This window comes from Nocardiopsis sp. CNZ308, assembly GCF_004217075.1.
This window is the reverse complement of record NZ_SHKJ01000001.1, coordinates 2,945,016-2,961,401: the sequence shown is the minus strand read 5'-3', so window position 1 is coordinate 2,961,401 and position 16,386 is coordinate 2,945,016. Positions and strand designations below refer to the sequence as shown.

At 73.7% G+C, this 16,386-nt stretch carries 14 protein-coding genes; 7 read left to right on the top strand and 7 right to left on the bottom strand.

Annotated elements, in window-relative coordinates; all coding sequences use genetic code 11:
• Nucleotides 1–40: 40 nt before the first annotated feature.
• Entirely contained in the window at nucleotides 41–661 is a 621-nt protein-coding gene (locus EV372_RS12880) for a TetR/AcrR family transcriptional regulator (protein ID WP_130396200.1), read from the bottom strand.
• Between the two features lie 253 nt (nucleotides 662–914).
• Between EV372_RS12880 and thiD the strand changes: the two genes are divergently transcribed.
• Nucleotides 915–1,715 (top strand): bifunctional hydroxymethylpyrimidine kinase/phosphomethylpyrimidine kinase, encoded by an 801-nt coding sequence (gene thiD, locus EV372_RS12875; protein ID WP_130396199.1) that lies wholly within the window; start codon nucleotides 915–917, stop codon nucleotides 1,713–1,715.
• A 108-nt stretch (nucleotides 1,716–1,823) separates the two neighbouring features.
• On the top strand, nucleotides 1,824–2,015 hold the full coding sequence (locus EV372_RS12870) for a CsbD family protein (RefSeq protein ID WP_013155903.1): 192 nt from the start codon (nucleotides 1,824–1,826) through the stop codon (nucleotides 2,013–2,015).
• A 66-nt stretch (nucleotides 2,016–2,081) separates the two neighbouring features.
• On the opposite strand, the gene EV372_RS12865 is transcribed toward EV372_RS12870, so the two are convergent.
• Nucleotides 2,082–3,125, bottom strand: coding sequence for a ferric reductase-like transmembrane domain-containing protein (locus EV372_RS12865; protein ID WP_130396198.1), 1,044 nt, complete (start codon nucleotides 3,123–3,125; stop codon nucleotides 2,082–2,084).
• Nucleotides 3,126–3,345: 220 nt separating this feature from the next.
• On the opposite strand from EV372_RS12865, the gene EV372_RS12860 reads away from it, so the two are divergent.
• Nucleotides 3,346–3,528, top strand: coding sequence for a hypothetical protein (locus tag EV372_RS12860; protein WP_130396197.1), 183 nt, complete (start codon nucleotides 3,346–3,348; stop codon nucleotides 3,526–3,528).
• Nucleotides 3,529–3,707: 179 nt separating this feature from the next.
• Here the strand turns inward: EV372_RS12860 and EV372_RS12855 are convergent, their stop codons facing one another.
• From EV372_RS12855 to EV372_RS12835, 5 genes are all read right to left on the bottom strand, one after another.
• Complete coding sequence (locus EV372_RS12855) at nucleotides 3,708–6,758, bottom strand: glycoside hydrolase family 2 TIM barrel-domain containing protein (protein ID WP_130396196.1); 3,051 nt, start codon at nucleotides 6,756–6,758, stop codon at nucleotides 3,708–3,710.
• Between the two features lies 1 nt (nucleotide 6,759).
• Nucleotides 6,760–8,907, bottom strand: a complete 2,148-nt coding sequence (locus EV372_RS12850; RefSeq protein WP_130396195.1) for an alpha-galactosidase — start codon at nucleotides 8,905–8,907, stop codon at nucleotides 6,760–6,762.
• Nucleotides 8,904–9,803, bottom strand: a complete 900-nt coding sequence (locus EV372_RS12845) for a carbohydrate ABC transporter permease (protein ID WP_130396194.1) — start codon at nucleotides 9,801–9,803, stop codon at nucleotides 8,904–8,906. The genes EV372_RS12850 and EV372_RS12845 overlap by 4 nt, the downstream gene beginning before the upstream one ends.
• Nucleotides 9,800–10,684: a carbohydrate ABC transporter permease gene (locus EV372_RS12840; protein ID WP_130396193.1), complete on the bottom strand. Its 885-nt coding sequence runs from the start codon at nucleotides 10,682–10,684 to the stop codon at nucleotides 9,800–9,802. The genes EV372_RS12845 and EV372_RS12840 overlap by 4 nt, the downstream gene beginning before the upstream one ends.
• A 109-nt stretch (nucleotides 10,685–10,793) precedes the next feature.
• Nucleotides 10,794–12,101: an ABC transporter substrate-binding protein gene (locus EV372_RS12835; RefSeq protein ID WP_130396192.1), complete on the bottom strand. Its 1,308-nt coding sequence runs from the start codon at nucleotides 12,099–12,101 to the stop codon at nucleotides 10,794–10,796.
• Nucleotides 12,102–12,309: 208 nt separating this feature from the next.
• Here EV372_RS12835 and EV372_RS12830 point away from each other — a divergent pair, with 208 nt between their 5' ends.
• The 4 genes from EV372_RS12830 to galK are packed head-to-tail and all read left to right on the top strand — an operon-like array spanning nucleotide 12,310 to nucleotide 16,316.
• Nucleotides 12,310–13,107, top strand: a complete 798-nt coding sequence (locus EV372_RS12830) for a DeoR/GlpR family DNA-binding transcription regulator (RefSeq protein ID WP_130396191.1) — start codon at nucleotides 12,310–12,312, stop codon at nucleotides 13,105–13,107.
• Nucleotides 13,104–14,186, top strand: coding sequence for a galactose-1-phosphate uridylyltransferase (galT, locus tag EV372_RS12825; RefSeq protein WP_130396190.1), 1,083 nt, complete (start codon nucleotides 13,104–13,106; stop codon nucleotides 14,184–14,186). Before EV372_RS12830 ends, galT begins: the two co-directional genes overlap by 4 nt.
• Nucleotides 14,183–15,145, top strand: a complete 963-nt coding sequence (gene galE / locus EV372_RS12820) for a UDP-glucose 4-epimerase GalE (protein WP_130396189.1) — start codon at nucleotides 14,183–14,185, stop codon at nucleotides 15,143–15,145. The genes galT and galE overlap by 4 nt, the downstream gene beginning before the upstream one ends.
• Before the next feature lie 31 nt (nucleotides 15,146–15,176).
• Entirely contained in the window at nucleotides 15,177–16,316 is a 1,140-nt protein-coding gene (gene galK / locus EV372_RS12815) for a galactokinase (RefSeq protein ID WP_130396188.1), read from the top strand.
• Nucleotides 16,317–16,386: the final 70 nt, after the last annotated feature.

Below are 16,386 nucleotides of genomic sequence, written 5' to 3'. Positions count from 1 at the left end.
AGCGGCCCCCTCGGGCTCTGGCTCGTACGGGTTCACGGGTTCACGGACTCTCGGGGGCGGGGAAGAGCCGTTCCAGGTGGGTGTCGAGCGCGGCGCGGACCGCGCTCTCGGAGAAGGCGTCATCGCCGGTGATGAGGTGGTGCACGGTCAGGCCGTCCACGAGGGCGACGAGCCCGGCGGCCTCGGCCGCCGTGTCCGTGCCGGGCGGGAGTTCGCCCCGGCGCACCGCCTCGTCCATCACCTGCGTGAACACGCCCACCAGGTCGGCGGTGGTGTCCTTGTGCAGGCGCGACATCTCCGGGTCGGTCATCGTGGTCGGCAGGAACTCCAGCCACACGGTCAGCTCGGCGCGGCGCTCGTCGTCGAGCGGCAGCAGGGTCCGCGCCGCGCGGGAGACCCAGTCGCGGGCCGAGGCGATCGGCGGCCCGTCGGTGTTCACCGCCGTCAGCCGGTCGGCGCCCTGCTTGTAGAGGTACTCCACGCCGAAGCGCAGCAGTTGCGACTTGGTGCGGAAGTAGCGCTGCACCAGGCCGACCGAGACGCCGGCCCGGTCGGCGACGTCGGCGAGGGTGGTCCGCGCCAGCCCCCGCTCCCCCACCGTGCTCAGGAGCGCGCGGGCGACCTGCCGCCTGCGCTCCTCGTGGTCCGCTGTTCGTGCCATGAAAAAATAATACGGTAATATTTTTCTGCCGTCCAGGTCCCGGAAGGATCCGGCCGGGGCGCGGCGGCGTCCCGCCGCGCCACACCCCGGCGCACCCGCCCCGGTCGCGGACCGTGGCCGGGGTGTCGCGGATCGGCCACCCCGACCTGGGGGAACGTCGGGTCTGTCCGCTGTGGTGCAATTGTTCGGGGGTTCGCGGGCAGGTGGGGACCGCGGACTCCGCAACAGCACACCGAGACGAGGGGGTTCCCCGATGACCAACCGCGCGTACGTGATCGCAGGGTCGGAGGCCACAGGCGGCGCCGGTATCCAGGCCGACCTCAAGGCCTTCCAGGAGCTGGGCGTCTACGGCATGGGGACGATCACCTGCATCGTGTCCTTCGACCCGGAGAACGGCTGGGGCCACCGCTTCGTCCCCGTGGCCCCCGAGGTCATCGCCGACCAGATCGAGGCGGCCACCTCCTGCCACGACCTGGACGTGGTCAAGATCGGGATGCTGGGCACCCCGGACACCATCGACGTGGTCGCCGAGGGGCTCCAGCGCCAGCCGTGGCGGCACGTGGTCCTGGACCCCGTGCTGATCTGCAAGGGCCAGGAGCCGGGCGCGGCCCTGGACACCGACAAGGCGCTCACCGCGCAGATCCTGCCGCTGGCCACCGTGATCACGCCCAACCTCTTCGAGGCGCGCACCCTCGCGGGGATGGAGGCGCTGGAGACGGTGGACGACCTGGTCGAGGCCGCCCGCCGCATCCACGAGCTGGGGCCGCGGCACGTCATCGTCAAGGGCGGCGTGGAGCTGCCGGGCCCGGACGCCGTGGACGTGTACTTCGACGGCGAGGAGACGGTCGTCCTCAGCGCCCCCAAGATCGGGAACGCCAGGGTGAGCGGCGCGGGCTGCACCTTCGCCGCCGCGATCACCGCCGAGCTGGCCAAGGGCGGCGACGTGGGACCGGCCGCCGACGTGGCCAAGGAGATGGTGCGCGAGGGCATCAGCAACCGGGTGGGCACGCACGCCCCGTTCGACTCGGTGGCCACCGTCGCCCCCGGAGCCTAGGCGGCACCCTCTGCCGTTTTTGTCGGATTTTTTACCGGGCCCACGGTTCGTGCCCCCGTCCGGCGGTCAGGTCTGCCCACAGGAGCGAACACCGAGTGGGAGGCGCACATGTCCGCAGGCGACCAGGCCAGGAACAAGGCCGACGAGTTGAAGGGCAAGGCCAAGGAGAAGCTCGGCGAGGCCACGGACAACCAGCAGTGGCAGGCCGAGGGCAAGGCCGAGAAGAACACCTCGAAGTTCAAGCAGGCGGGCGAGAAGGCCAAGGACGCCCTGACCCGGGACGACAAGCCCGGAAGGTAGGGGGTCCGGGCGATCGCGGGCGGGGAGGCACCGACGGGTGCCTCCCCGCCCGCGTGAGAGTCCGCCTCACTCCCGCGCGGGGCGCCCGCGCAGCGCGAGGACGACCGCCCCGACCACCGTGAGCAGGAGGGCGAGCCCGCCCCAGACCATGCTCTGGGTCACCAGCATCTCCCCGCTCTCGGCCCCCGGCGTCCTGCCCCCGTCGCGACCGGTGACGGTCACGGCGAGCAGAACGACGACGGCGGCCGCGACGCCCAGGCGCGCCCCCGCGCGTGCGAGCCCCCTGAGCCTGCGCCCTCCCGCGAGGTCGCCCGGGGTGAAGCGCTCGTCCGCGCGCAGCGGCGCCAGGAGCCGGGCCAGGAGCAGAAGGGCCACGGGGAGCTGGAGCGCCCACACCGCGGTGCGGAACCAGCCGTCGAACCACACGTTCGTTCCGTAGAGCAGGGTGTGCCACACGCTGAGCGCGTAGACGACGATGACGAACCGGTGCAGGGCCCGCCACAGGCGCGTCCCGGTCCATGAGCGCACGTAGTAGGCGAGGCCGAGCGGGATCGCCAGGTAGAGGGCGATGAGGCCGATGAGGATGGCCACCTGCCCGGTCCCGGAGGAGTAACCGCCGGGCACGAAGGTGTCCACGAACGCGGAGGACAGGCGCCCGCCCCAGCCCAGTCCGTGCTCGTTGTCCCGGACGAGTTCGAGGAAGAAGGCGAGGGCGTGGGCGAACATGAGCCCGATGGTGGTCAGGCTCGTGACGCGGTGCCAGCGTTCGATCCGGGCGTGGGAGACCGGCGCCCCGGGCAGGGGGGCGGTCGAGCGGAGCAGGCCGAGCATGACGGTGATCCAGGCCCACAGCAGGCCGGACCAGCCGAAGGCCTGGCAGAGCCAGTACAGCCAGTACTCGCCCGCGTCGGCGAGGAAGGGCATGACCACGAGGGTCTGCGAGGTGCCCGCCTCGATGCGGGAGTAGAGGAGGACGAAGAGGGCGAAGGTGACGGCGAGGGCGGCGGCGGTGTCGGGCACCAGACGGCGCAGGTCGGCGCGTAGGGACCTGCGGTCGAGGCGGAGGGCTCCCCGGGCGGGGGAGGCGGCGGGTCCGGTCGGCTCTGCCATGGGCGGAACCCCTTTCGTGGTGGGGGTTCCATCGCAGCAGGACCCCGGGGCCGCGGCCACCCCTCCTCCGCGGATCGCTGGCTGCGCCTGCGGACGCGGTCGGGGAACGACGCCGCCACCCCGACCGGAATGTCAACTTTTTGCCCCGTATGGGGTTCTTTGCACTGGTGGATCGGTGAGGCCTGGGAGGAGAACGGCAGAACCCCTACAGGAGGTGGGCATGTCCGCGTTCGACGAGTACAAGGGCAAGGCCGAGGACCTGAAGAACCAGGCCGGCGAGCACAAGGAGAAGGCCGAGGGGTACAAGGACAAGGCCGAGGGGTACAAGAGCGAGGCCGAGGAGAAGCTCGGCGGACTCACCGGCGGCGACCAGGGCCGCGACGGGGGCCGGGAGGGCGGCTAGAGGCCGTGCCCGGCCCGTGTCGCGACACGGGCCGGCGGGGGCGGGGGAGGCACCGGTCGCGGCGCCTCCCCCGCCCGCGTGTGGGCCCCGCGCCGAGGCCGCCCCGGGGGCGGCGCCCCGGAGGGGTGCGCGGCCCCGGGCCGGTCACCGCGCCGCCGCGGACCGGGGACCCTCCCGGGTCACCGGACCAGCGGGACCAGGGCGAGCCGGAGCCGGTGGCTCCCGGCCGTCAGGCGGTGGTCGGGGAGCACCCCGGGGCCGCACGAGGCCGAGCCCACGCCCTGGTGCGCCTGGTCCAGGTGCAGGTGGATCCGGTCACCGGGGACCAGTTCGTGCGGGTGGTCGGCCGCGTCGAGCGCCGCCGTGTCCCAGCGGCGCGCGGTGAAGTCGAACACCGGGTCGCCCTCCACCCGCAGGCCCGTCCCGTCCTCCGCCCGCAGGACGAGCCACCTGGCGTCCACGCGGTTGCCGTTCTCCTGGGGCCGCAGGTAGGGCGTCTGGAGGCCGTCGACCGTGCTGGAGAAGCGGCCGACCCGCGCGGCCTGGGACACGTCCCGGTAGGCCTCCCCGGGTCCGCGGCCGAACCACTCCGCCTCGCCCAGGGAGGCGGGCAGGCCGACGTGCACGCCGAAGCGCGGCAGCGGGCAGGGCCACTCCCCCTCCGCCTCGGCCTCCACGGTCAGGAGCAGGCGCTCCCCGTCGGTGCCCCACCGGTAGGCGGCGCGCATGCCGAACTCCTGGGCCGCCGGGGCCAGCCGCGTCCGGACGACGAACGCGCCGCCCTCCCAGCCGGTGGACAGCAGGCGCTCGGTGAGCCGGTGCAGCCCCGCCGCGCGCCACGGGACGGCCACGGAGTCCCCGTGCCGGGCCACGTCGTTGTCGGTCGGGGCGCGCCACAGGTCCACGGCCGGCGCGTCCACGGGCAGGCCGCCGACGGAGAGCAGCGCGCCGGTTCCCGCGTCCAGCAGGCCGGGGCCGATCCGCACGGCGCCGTCCTGCCCGGCGGACGGCGGAGGCGGAGCGGAACCGTCCCCCGCGGCGGACGCCGGAAGCACGGCAGTCCCCTCCGCCCCCGCCCACGCACCCGGATCCCCCGATGCCCGCGACTCTCGCGGCACGTCCGACTCCTCCGACGCGCTCGTCCCTTCCCGCGCACCCGGAAACCCCGGTGCTACCGCGCCCCGCGCACCGGGAGCGCCCACCTCGGCCTGCCCCCAGGCCAGCTCGTGCCCGGCCGGGGCCCAGGGCTGGTCCTCGGCCAGTCGGACGGACACGGTCAGCCAGGTCTCCCCGGACGGCTCGGGCAGCGCGGGCAGCGCCGCCTCGGCGCTCTCCCCGGCGGCGAGCACCGGCACGTCCAGGGGGCCCTCCCCGAGGAGGATCCCCTCACCCTCGACCCTCCAGACGAAGGCCAGGCCCGCGGTGTCCCGGAAGTCCCAGGTGTTGGTGACGCGGACGGTCCCGGCGGCCGGGTCGGGGACCACGCGGACCGGTTCGACGGTCTTGGCGTAGGCCTCCAGCCCGGGGCTGGGCGTGCGGTCGGGCAGCAGCAGGCCGTCCGCGACGAAGTTGCCGTCGTGCAGCGCCTCGCCGAAGTCGCCGCCGTAGGCGAACCACGCGGTGCCGTCCGGCTCGCGGCGGCGGACCCCGTGGTCGATCCACTCCCAGACGAACCCGCCCTGGCAGCGCTCGTGCTCCTCGAAGAGCCGCTGGTACTCCTCCAGCCCGCCGGGGCCGGTGCCCATGGCGTGCCCGTACTCGCACAGGACGAACGGCAGTCCGCGCCGGTGCCCGTCGGCGGCCGGATCGGCGGTCGGCGCCTCCTCCCGACGGCCGATGGCGTCCACCTCCTCGTGCGGCGCGTACATGCGCGAGTACACGTCCACGTAGGAGCTGTCGCGGTCCCCCTCGTAGTGGAGCGGCCGGGAGGGGTCGTGTTCGCGGGTCCACTCCGCCATGGCCCGCAGGTTCTCCCCGGTCCCGGACTCGTTGCCCAGGGACCACAGGACGACGCTGGGGTGGTTGCGGTCGCGCGCGACGGTGCGGCGCATCCGGTCCAGGTAGGCCTCGCGCCAGCGCGGGTCGTCGGAGGGGTTGCCGCGCCAGCCGACCTCCTCGAACCCGTGGGTCTCCAGGTCGCACTCGTCCACGACCCACAGGCCCAGCTCGTCGCACAGGTCGAGGAAGTCCGGGTGGGGCGGGTAGTGGCTGGTGCGCACGGCGTTGACGTTGTGCCGCTTCATCAGCAGCACGTCCTCGCGCATGGTCTCCCGGGGCACGGCGCGGCCGTGGTCGGGGTGCCACTCGTGGCGGTTCACGCCCCGCAGCAGCAGGGGGCGGCCGTTGACCCGCAGGAGCCCGCCGGAGACCTCCACGGTCCGAAAGCCCGTCCGCGTCCGGACCCGCTCCCCCGGTGTGCGCACCTCCAGCCCGTACAGGCGGGGCGTCTCGGCCGTCCACGGCTCGACCGCGCCGACCTCGTGGTCCACACCGGCGGCGGCGTCCACCAGGCCCAGTTCGGGGACGCTGACCAGGGCGTCGGCGGATCCGGCCACGTCCACGCGCAGGGTCCCCGTGCCGGTGGTGTGGTCGTAGGCGGCGCTCACCGCGAGGTCGCCGACCCCGTCGGCGGGCCGGGCCAGGAGGGTGACGTCGCGGAAGATCCCCGACAGCCACCACATGTCCTGGTCCTCCAGGTAGCTGGCCGCCGACCACTGGTGGACGCGCACCGCCAGGGTGTTGCGCCCCGGGCGCAGCAGGTGGCCGACCTCGAACTCGGCGGCCAGGCGGCTCCCGGTGGAGAAGCCCAGCTCGGTGCCGTTCAGCCACGCGCGGAAGCAGGAGTCGACCCCGTCGAAGCGCAGGACCGCCGCCCCCTCGGGCCACTCCCCGGGCAGGTCGAAGACGCGCCGGTGGTCGCCGGTCGGGTTGTCGTCGGGCACGTACGGGGGGTCGATCGGGAAGGGGTAGGAGATGTTGGTGTAGGCGGGGGCGCCGTGGCCGTGCATCTGCCAGTGGGCGGGCACCGGCAGTTCGGCCCAGCCGGAGTCGTCGTGGCCGGGCTCCTCGAACCCGTCGGTGTCGGCCCGCGCGCGGTCGAGCAGCCGGAACCGCCACGTGCCGTTGAGGTCCAGGGACGGGGCGTCGGAGGAGAAGCGGGCGCGGGGCGCGAGGGTCCCCTCGGAGGGCGCGAAGTCCTCCAGGTAGGCGGGCTTGCGGATGGCGGGCACGTCAGGCCTCCCTCAGGTGCAGGAGCAGGGCTTGGGACGGGTTGAGGTTGGGCAGCTGCACGCCCGAGCGGGTGAGCACCGCCCCCGACACGGTGGCCTCGCCTCTGGCGAACCACTCCGGGAGCACGCGCTGCGTGGTCGAGGGCTGGCCCGCCTCCGGCCGCCACGTCAGGCGGTAGACGCGGTCCTCGCGCAGGCCGGGCAGCCGGACCCGCCCCGGCAGGGCGCGGACGGAGGTGGCCAGCCGGGCGTAGCGGAACACCGCCTCGCTCCCGTCCGGGGCGACCACGCCGTCGAGCTGTTCGGCGGGGTCGGGCGCGTCGGCGTGCACGGCCTCGCCCGAGTGCAGCAGCGGGCGCAGTTCCTTGTACAGCGCGATCCACGAGGTCAGCGCGGCCAGCTCGTCGTCGGTGCGGCGGGTGAGGTCCCACTCGATCCCGGCGTGGGACAGGAGGCTGGTCAGGCAGCGGAAGGACAGGTCGGCGTCGCGGCCGGTGGTGTGCGCGGTGCGCCCGCCGACGTGGCTGCCGACCAGTTCGGGCGGCAGCAGCAGGGAGGTCCAGCGCTGGACGGCCAGCCGCTCCAGGGGGTCGTTGGTGTCGGAGGCCCACACGCGGTCGGCGCGTTCCAGGATCCCCAGGTCCACCCGGCCCCCGCCGGAGGAGCACGACTCGATCTCCAGGCCGGGGTGCCCGGCGCGCAGCCGGTCCAGCAGCGCGTAGACGGCCAGGGTCTGGCGGTGCGTCCCGGCCACGCCGGTGGGGGCGTGCACGGGTTCGAGCAGGTCGCGGTTGTGGTCCCACTTGAGGTAGTCGGGCCGGTACTCGGCGACCAGCGCGTCCAGGTGCTCGAACACGTACCGGAAGGCCTCGGGGCGGGACAGGTCCAGGAGCTGCTGGTGGCGGCTGGGCGGGGCCGGGCGCCCCTCGGCGGCCAGGAACCACTCGGGGTGGGCGCGGGCCAGGTCGGAGTCGGGGTTGACCATCTCCGGCTCCACCCACAGCCCGACCTGCATGCCCAGGGAGCGCACGTGGTCGAAGAGCGGGTGCAGGCCCTCGGGCCACACGCCGGTGTCCACGGTCCAGTCGCCGAGTCCGGCGGTGTCGTCGCGGCGGCCCCGGAACCAGCCGTCGTCCAGCACGAACCGCTCCACACCGATCCGCGCGGCGGTGTCGGCGAGCCGCCTGAGGGTGGTGGGGTCGTGGTCGAAGTAGACGGCCTCCCAGGTGTTGAGCACCACCGGGCGCGGGGTGGAGGGGTGGCCGGGCCGGGCGCGCAGCCAGCGGTGGATCCGCGCGGACATCCCGTCCAGCCCCCGGTCGGACCAGGAGAGGAACACCCACGGGGTGGAGTAGGAGGCGCCCCGGTCCAGGCGCACCTCGCCGGGGTGGAGCAGTTCGCCGCCCGCGAGCACGGCGTCGGCCTGCCCGGCGCCCTCGGGCAGGCGTTCGGCCAGGTGGACGTGGTCGCCGCTCCAGGCGGTGTGCACGCCCCACACCTCGCCGTGGCGGAACCCGAACCCGGGGGTCCCGGCGGCCAGGACCAGCGCGGCGTCGTGTCCGGTCCGGCCCCGGCGCGAGGCGCGCAGGCGGGTGCCCGTCGCCAGTTCCTGCCGCTGGGGGGAGCGCTCGCGGCACCAGCGGCCGGTCAGGTCCAGGACCTCGCCCGCCTCGCGGGGCAGGGGCAGGGTGACCCGCAGGGCGTCCAGGGTCCACGGCGCGGCGTCGGTGTTGGTGACCGTGTTGCGGGCGCGGACCAGCCCGGAGGCCTCCATGCGCAGCTCGCAGCGCAGCGCGATCCCCTCGGCCTCGGCCAGGACCGTGAGGGCCCCGCCCACGCCGGGGGCGGCGTCCTCCAGCGGCTGCACGGAGGTCTCGCGCACGGTCCACTCGGGGAAGGTGACCCGGCCCTCGTGGTGGCCGGAGACGCCGGGGTGGCCGCGCCAGCCCTCCCCCTGGACCGGCACCAGGGACAGCCGCTGGGGCGTGTCCACGTCGTTGTGCGCGGCGGAGGGCGCCGCGGCTTCGGCCAGCCCCTCGCCGTCGGGCAGGTCGGCGCCCCAGTGCAGGACGTGCGGAAGTCCGGCCTCGGGCACGGCGAGGACCAGGGCGGTCCCCGCCGCGCGCAGGCTGACGGTGCGGTGGGTCATCCCTTGCTCGCTCCCAGGGTGAGTCCGGCGACGAAGTGGCGTTGCAGCGCGAAGAACACGACGAGCGTGGGCAGGGCGACGATGATCGACCCGGCCGAGAGCAGGTTGTAGTCGACGAAGAAGGCGCTCTGGAGGTTCTGGAGGGCGGTGGTGATGGGCAGCTTGTCCCCGCTGGACAGCAGTGCCAGCGCCCAGAAGAAGTCGTTGTAGATCCAGGTGACCAGGAGGGTGGCCAGGGCCGCCAGGCTCGGGCGGCACAGCGGGAGCACCACCCTCCAGTACTGCTGGAAGACCGACGCCCCGTCCACCCTGGCCGCCTCCAGCAGGGAGGCGGGCATGGCCTTCATGAAGTTGCTCAGCACGAACGTGCAGAACCCGATCTGGAAGGCCGTGTGGATGAGGACCACGCCGATGTGGCTGTCGTAGAGGGAGCCGGACTCGCTGATCCAGTACGGCAGGGGGATGGAGGTGTAGAGCCGGAACAGCGGGACGAGCAGCGCCTGGGCCGGGAGCAGGTTCGCGGCCAGGAACACGGCGAGCATGGTCAGGTTGAACCCGCGCGAGTGGCTGGAGAGCACGAAGGCCGCGCAGGAGGACAGGAACAGCGTCAGCAGCACGGCCGGGACCGTGATGACCAGCGAGTTCCAGAAGTAGCCGGGCAGCTCGCCCTCGTTCCACGCCCGCGCGTAGTTGTCCAGGGTGAACCCGCCCAGGGACAGGTAGCCGTGCAGGGCGGTGTACTCGTAGTCGCGCAGCGAGTTGACCAGCGCCCACAGGATGGGGAAGAACCAGGCCAGCGCGGTGGCGCAGAGGAAGGCGTGCAGCACCAGCCGGGCCGGGCGGATCCTGCGACGGCGGTGCTGTCGAGGCGCGTCGGGGAGGGTCGTGGCGGTCACCGGTAGGCCCCTCTCAGCATGGTGGACACGTAGACGACGATGAACACCAGCGAGATCACCAGCATGATCACGGCCAGCGCCGAGCCGAAGCCCACCCGGCTGGCCTCGCCGATGACGTTGGAGGTCACCAGCGCCGAGATCAGCTCCAGGCCGTTGCGGCCGCGGTTGATGATCCACACGATGTCGAAGGCGCGCAGCGCGTCGATGACGGTCACGACGAGCACGACCAGGTTGATGGGCAGCAGGGCCGGGAAGACGACCCGGGTGAACGTGCGCACCGGCCCGGCGCCGTCGATGGCGGCGGCCTCGCGCAGGGAGGGATCGACCGCCTTCAGCCCGGCCAGGTAGAGCAGCATGATGTAGCCGGTGTGCCGCCACCCGGCCGCGACCAGGACCGCGTACAGGTTGATCTCGGAGTCGCCGAACCAGTCCACGGGCGGGACGTCGGCGACCACGGCGAGGAAGGCGTTGAGCAGCCCCTGGTCACGGGAGTAGATCAGCTGCCAGATGAACCCGACCAGGGCCAGCGACAGCACGACCGGCATGTAGAAGACGCTCTGGTAGACCGACCCGCCGCGCAGCTCGCGGTCGAGCAGCACCGCCAGGAACATCCCCAGGAGGGTGGGGACCGCGAACAGCGCCACCAGCCAGACCAGGTTGTTGCGCAGGGCCGGTGCGAAGGGCGGGTAGATCGTGAACGCGTCCGTGTAGTTGCGCGTCCCGATCCACTCGATGGTGTCCAGGCCGCCGATGCCGTCCCAGCGGGTGAAGGACAGGACGACCGTGGCCATCGCGGGCAGCCAGACCAGGCCCACGACGAGCAGGGCGGGCACGCCCAGCATCAGGCCGAGGGCGATCCGGTCCCCTCGGCTGTGGCGCATGCTCCCGCGTGCGCGCGGGGACCGGCCGGGCGGGGCCTGTGCGGACCCCCGGGTCGGGTTTCGAGGCGGTGAGGGGGCGTTCGACACCACACCTGCTCTCCCTTCTGGTTCAGCCGCCGAAGATGGAGACCTTCTGGCGCTGGATGCTGGCGGTCAGGTCGGCGATGTCGTCCGGCTGTCGGAGGAAGCGCTGGAGCGCGGGGATCATGACGACGGACGCGAAGTCGGGACGGGTGTCCCGGTCCATGTACTGGGTGAGCGCTCCCGCGTTGGCGACCATGTCGTTGACCTTGGCGTCGAGTGCGCTGAACCCGCTGGTGTCGGCGTCCAGGTGGGTGGGGAGCGCCTGCGGGTCGATGGCTGTGTAGATCTCCTGGGCCCGGAGGGTGCCCAGGTGCCCCACGAGTTCGCGTGCCCCGTCGGGGTTGCGCGGGTCACCGGAGAGCATGAACCCGTCGATGGGCGCCTCGACGGCGTCGGCGCCGATCGCGGGGTCGAACTCGGGGAAGGCGAAGCAGTCCAGGTCGTCCAGGTCCTCCCCCTCGGGGAAGACGTGGGTGATGAACATGCCGCAGAGCATCATCCCGGCCTCGCGACGGACCAGGGCGGTCTGCGCCTCGTTGATCCCCCGGCCCAGGGGGTCGGGCTGGTGGTGGGGCAGCAGCTCGGCCCAGGTGCCGAAGACGCTCCTGACCTCGGCGGAGTCCCAGGAGTGGTCGCCGTTGAGCAGCTCCAGGTGGAACTCGGGTCCGTTCAGCCGCAGGTTGAGGTGGTCGAACATGCCCATCGCGGGCCAGCCCTCGCGGATGCCCGAGGCGAGGGGTTCGAGCCCGTCCGCGCGCATGCGCACGCACAGCTCCTCGAACTCCGCGCGGGTGGTGGGGACCTCGTAGCCGTGCTCCTCGAACACGCTCCTGCGGTGGAAGACCGCCCAGGGCGCGGTGGAGTCGGGGACGATGTACTGCTTGCCGTCGTCGGCCGTGCACAGTCCGCGCATCTGCTCGGTGAACGCGTCCCCGAGGTGGCGGTCCCAGACCTCGGAGACGTCGCTGATGAGGCCGCGTTCGGCGAAGAAGCGCGTCCGGTAGCCCGCGAACCAGCCGATGACGTCGTCCGGGGTGCCCTGGAGGTAGTTGTTGACGCTCTCCTGGAAGGCGGTGGACTGGAAGGTGTTGACCTCCACGGTCAGCCCGGAGTCCGCCTCGAAGAGCCCGACGCTCTCGGCGATGGCCTCGCGCTGGGCGGGGTTGGCCCGGTTGGAGGCGAGTGTGACCAGGTCCGGGTCCCCGCGCCGGCCCGCGCCGCACCCCGCCAGTGCGGGCAGGGCCAGCAGCGTTCCGGCGCCGGCCAGGCCGCGCAGCAGGGTGCGTCGCCTCAGGCCCGGCGGACCCGGTGATCCCGGTGGTCCGTGGTGCATGGGGGCCTCCTTCGAAGGGGGTGCAATGTTGTGAAGGCGGTCACACGAACGTTTTAATATGTTCGACACGCACCCCCGGCCCTGTCAACAGGTCCCAACGTTTTCCAACAGTTTTCCAGCGGGAGGGTGGGTACCATTGACACCGGAGGGGAACCTGGAACACTAGATCCAACACATTCCCACATTTTCGATCATGCCTGGGGGGCGGATGCTGGCTGCGCAACGGCAGGAGCTGATCCTCGAACAGGTGCGGCGCAGCGGGGCGGTGCGGGTGGCCGACCTGGTCGAGAGCCTCTCGGTGTCGGACATGACCGTGCGCCGCGACCTCGACGCCCTGGAGAGCCGGGGCGAGGTGCGCAAGGTGCACGGCGGGGCCGTCGCACCGGAGGGCGCGCGCACCGAGGAGCCCGGCTTCGAGGCCAAGTCCACCCGCCAGGAGGACGAGAAGCACGCCATCGCGCGGGCCGTGGCCGAGCTGGTCGAGCCGCACAGCGCCGTGGGCCTGTCCGCGGGCACCACGACCGCCACCGTCGCCGAGTACCTCGCCGACACGCCGGGGCTGACGGTCGTCACCAACTCGCTGCGCGTGGCCGAGGTGTTCCACCGGGCCGCGCGGCCCGACCAGACCGTGGCGCTCACCGGCGGCTTCCGCACGCCCTCCGACGCTCTCGTGGGCCCGCTCGCGCTCGCCTCCGTGCGCGGCCTCAACCTGGACGTCCTCGTCCTGGGCGTGCACGGCATGCAGGAGCGCGCCGGGTTCACCACGCCCAACCTCATGGAGTCCGAGACCAACCGCGCCCTGGTGGAGGCCGCCGCCTCCCTCGTGGTCGCCGCCGACCACAGCAAGTGGGGCACGGTCGGGATCAGCACCATCGCGCCGCTGGACCGCTGCGACGTGCTGGTCACCGACTCCGGAACCGACCCGGCCGTCCGGGCCGCGCTGACCGAGCACGTGGGCCGCCTGGTGGTCGCCGACGTGCGACCGAGGAAGAAGGAGGACGGATGAGGAGGACCTCGGCCCGGCTGGCCGACGGCCGCGAGATCGTCTACTTCGACGAGGGCGGCACCGCCCGCGATCCCGCGCCCGACCTGCGCGATCTGCCCCCGTCCGCGACGGGCGCGGAGATGCGCTTCGACCCCCTGCTGCGCGAGTGGGTCGTGGTGGCCTCCCACCGCCAGGGCCGCACCCACCTGCCGTCCAGCCACGACTGCCCGCTGTGCCCCTCGGCGGAGGGGCGCCTGACCGAGGTCCCGGCCGCCTCCTACGACGTGATCGCCTTCGAGAACCGCTTCCCCTCGCTGGTGCGCGACGACGGCCGCGTCCTGGAGGGGGTCGGGGAGCTGGAGCCGTCCCGGCGCGTGGCCGCGGGCCGCTGCGAGGTCCTCGTCTTCGGCTCCGACCACGACGCGTCCTTCGCCGACCTGGGCCCCGAGCGGGCCCGCACGGTCATGGCCGCCTGGGTCGACCGGACCGAGGCGCTGTCGGCGCTGCCGGGCGTGGAGCAGGTGTACTGCTTCGAGAACCGGGGGCCCGAGATCGGGGTGACCCTGCACCACCCGCACGGGCAGATCTACGCGTTCCCCTTCGTCACCCCCCGCACCCGGCGGATGCTCGACTCCGCCGAGGAGTACCGCGAGCGCACCGGCGGCTCGCTGTTCGCCGACGTGCTGCGCGCCGAGCAGGAGGCCGGGATCCGGGTGGTGGCCAGGACCGAGCACTGGACGGCCTTCGTCCCGGCCGCGGCCCGCTGGCCCGTGGAGGTGCACCTGTACCCGCACCGGCAGGTGCCCGACCTGCCCGCGCTGTCGGAGGAGGAGCGCGAGGACTTCGGCCGCCTCTACCTGGACGTGCTGCGCCGCTTCGACGCGCTCTACGACGCGCCCCTGCCCTACATCTCCGCCTGGCACCAGGCGCCCGTGCGCGACCGGCGCGATCTGGCCCACCTGCACCTGGAGCTGTTCTCGGTGCGGCGCGCGCCGGGCAAGCTCAAGTACCTGGCCGGAACCGAGTCCGGCATGGGCGCGTTCATCAGCGACGTCGCGCCCGAGACCGTCGCCGAGCGGCTGCGGGAGGTCGCGCCGTGAAGCTGCTCGTCACCGGGGGCGCCGGGTACGTCGGGAGCGTGGTGACCGCCCTGCTGCTGCGGGCGGGCCACTCCGTGACCGTCCTGGACGACCTGTCCACCGGGCACGCGGACGCCGTGCCCGAGGGGGCCCGGCTGGTGGTGGCCGACGTGCGCGAGGCCGCCGACGTGCTGGACCCGTCCGTGGACGCCGTGCTGCACTTCGCCGCCAAGTCCCTGGTGGGCGAGTCGGTGGCGGACCCGGGCAAGTACTGGCACACCAACGTGTCGGGAACGCTGGCGCTGCTGGAGGCCGTGCGGCGCCACGGCGTGGGGCGCGTGGTGTTCTCCTCCAGCGCCGCCGTCTACGGCGACCCCGCGGGCGACGCGCCGATCCGCGAGACCGACCCGGCGGCGCCCACCAGCCCCTACGGCGCGAGCAAGCTCGCCGTCGACCACATGCTGGAGTCGTGGGCCGCGGCGCACGGTGTCGGCGCGGTGAGCCTGCGCTACTTCAACGTGGCCGGGGCGCACCTGGGCTTCGGGGAGCGGCACGAGACCGAGACTCACCTGGTGCCGAACCTGCTGCGGGTGGCCGCCGAAGGGGACGGGCACGCCAGCGTGTTCGGCACCGACTACCCGACCCGGGACGGGACGGCGGTGCGCGACTACCTGCACGTCGCCGACCTGGCCGACGCGCACCTGCGCGCCCTGGAGAGCGTGCGCCCGGGCGTCTTCCGCGTCCACAACCTGGGCACCGGCGGCGGGCACAGCGTGCGCGAGGTGATCGAGGCGGTCCGGCGGGTGACCGGCCGCCCGGTGCCCGTGGTGGACGGCCCGCGCCGCGCGGGCGACCCGGCCGTCCTGGTCGCGGCCAACGACCGGGCCCGCCAGGAGCTGGGCTGGACGCCGGGGCGCACGCTGGAGGAGACCGTCGCCGACGCCTGGGAGTTCGTCCTGGCGCGGCGCGGCACGGCCTGACCCCCATCGCACAGCAGGAAGGCAGGACCTCGTGGACGACGTGACGACCGCGTTCCGCTCGGCGTTCGGGTACGCGCCCGAGGGCGTGTGGACCGCGCCGGGGCGGATCAACCTCATCGGCGAGCACACCGACTACAACGACGGGTTCGTGCTCCCCTTCGCCCTGCCCCACGCGCTGACGGCCTCGGCCGCCCGGCGGACGGACGGGCGGGTGCGGCTGCTCTCTCGGCAGTCGCCGCAGGAGTACGCGGCCCCGGTGGGCGACCTGGTCCCCGGCGCGGTGGAGGGGTGGGCCGCCTACCCCGCCGGGGCGCTGTGGGTGCTGCGGGACGAGGGCCACCCGGTGGACGGGCTGGACCTGCTGGTGGACAGCACGATCCCGAGCGGGGCGGGCCTGTCCTCGTCGGCCGCGCTGTCGTGCGCGGCCGTCATGGCCGCGGCCGCCCTGTACGGGGCCGACCCCGCGCCGGGCGAGGTGGCCCGGCTGGCCCAGCGGGTGGAGAACGACTTCGTGGGCATGCCCTGCGGGATCCTGGACCAGTCCGCGTCCATGCTCTCCACCGAGGGGCACGCCCTGTTCATGGACACGCGCACCCTGGAGACCGAGCAGGTGCCCTTCGCCCCCTCCGTGGAGGGGCTGACCGTGCTGGTGGTGGACACCCGCGCCCCGCACCGGCACGTGGACGGCGCCTACGCCGAGCGCCGCCGCTCGTGCGAGGAGGCCGCGCACGCCCTGGGGGTGGCGGCCCTGCGCGACGTCACCGACCTGCCGGGCGCCCTGGCCGCGCTGCCCGACGACGTGTCCCGCCGCCGGGTGCGCCACGTGGTGACCGAGAACGAGCGGGTGCTGCGGGCCGTGGACCTGCTCCGGTCCGGGCGCACTCGGGAGGTGGGGCCGCTGCTCACCGCCTCCCACGCCTCGCTGCGCGACGACTACGAGGTGAGCGTGCCCGAGGTGGACACCGCGGTGGACGCGCTCCTGGCCGCGGGCGCGCTGGGGGCCAGGATCACCGGCGGCGGCTTCGGCGGGTGCGTGGTCGCCCTGGTGGAGACCGAGCGCGTGGAGTCCTGCGCGAAGGCGGTGCTGGAGGCCTACCGGGAACGGGGCTTCGAGGAACCGTCCGCGTTCGGGGCCCTGCCGTCCGCGGGGGCGCGCCGTCTGCGCCCCTGAGGCGCCGGTCGGGGAACCGCACGCGGGCGGCCCCGCCCGGGGTTGTGGGAGCGCTTCCATGGACAATGGT

Bases quoted from the DNA above. Each gene is read 5' to 3' on its own strand.
- EV372_RS12860 (WP_130396197.1), top strand. From the start codon at position 3,346: ATGTCCGCGTTCGACGAGTACAAGGGCAAGGCCGAGGACCTGAAGAAC.
- EV372_RS12880 (WP_130396200.1), bottom strand. From the start codon at position 661: ATGGCACGAACAGCGGACCACGAGGAGCGCAGGCGGCAGGTCGCCCGC.
- thiD (WP_130396199.1), top strand. From the start codon at position 915: ATGACCAACCGCGCGTACGTGATCGCAGGGTCGGAGGCCACAGGCGGC.
- EV372_RS12870 (WP_013155903.1), top strand. From the start codon at position 1,824: ATGTCCGCAGGCGACCAGGCCAGGAACAAGGCCGACGAGTTGAAGGGC.
- EV372_RS12830 (WP_130396191.1), top strand. From the start codon at position 12,310: ATGCTGGCTGCGCAACGGCAGGAGCTGATCCTCGAACAGGTGCGGCGC.
- EV372_RS12865 (WP_130396198.1), bottom strand. From the start codon at position 3,125: ATGGCAGAGCCGACCGGACCCGCCGCCTCCCCCGCCCGGGGAGCCCTC.
- EV372_RS12850 (WP_130396195.1), bottom strand. From the start codon at position 8,907: ATGACCCACCGCACCGTCAGCCTGCGCGCGGCGGGGACCGCCCTGGTC.
- EV372_RS12835 (WP_130396192.1), bottom strand. From the start codon at position 12,101: ATGCACCACGGACCACCGGGATCACCGGGTCCGCCGGGCCTGAGGCGA.
- galT (WP_130396190.1), top strand. From the start codon at position 13,104: ATGAGGAGGACCTCGGCCCGGCTGGCCGACGGCCGCGAGATCGTCTAC.
- EV372_RS12840 (WP_130396193.1), bottom strand. From the start codon at position 10,684: ATGCGCCACAGCCGAGGGGACCGGATCGCCCTCGGCCTGATGCTGGGC.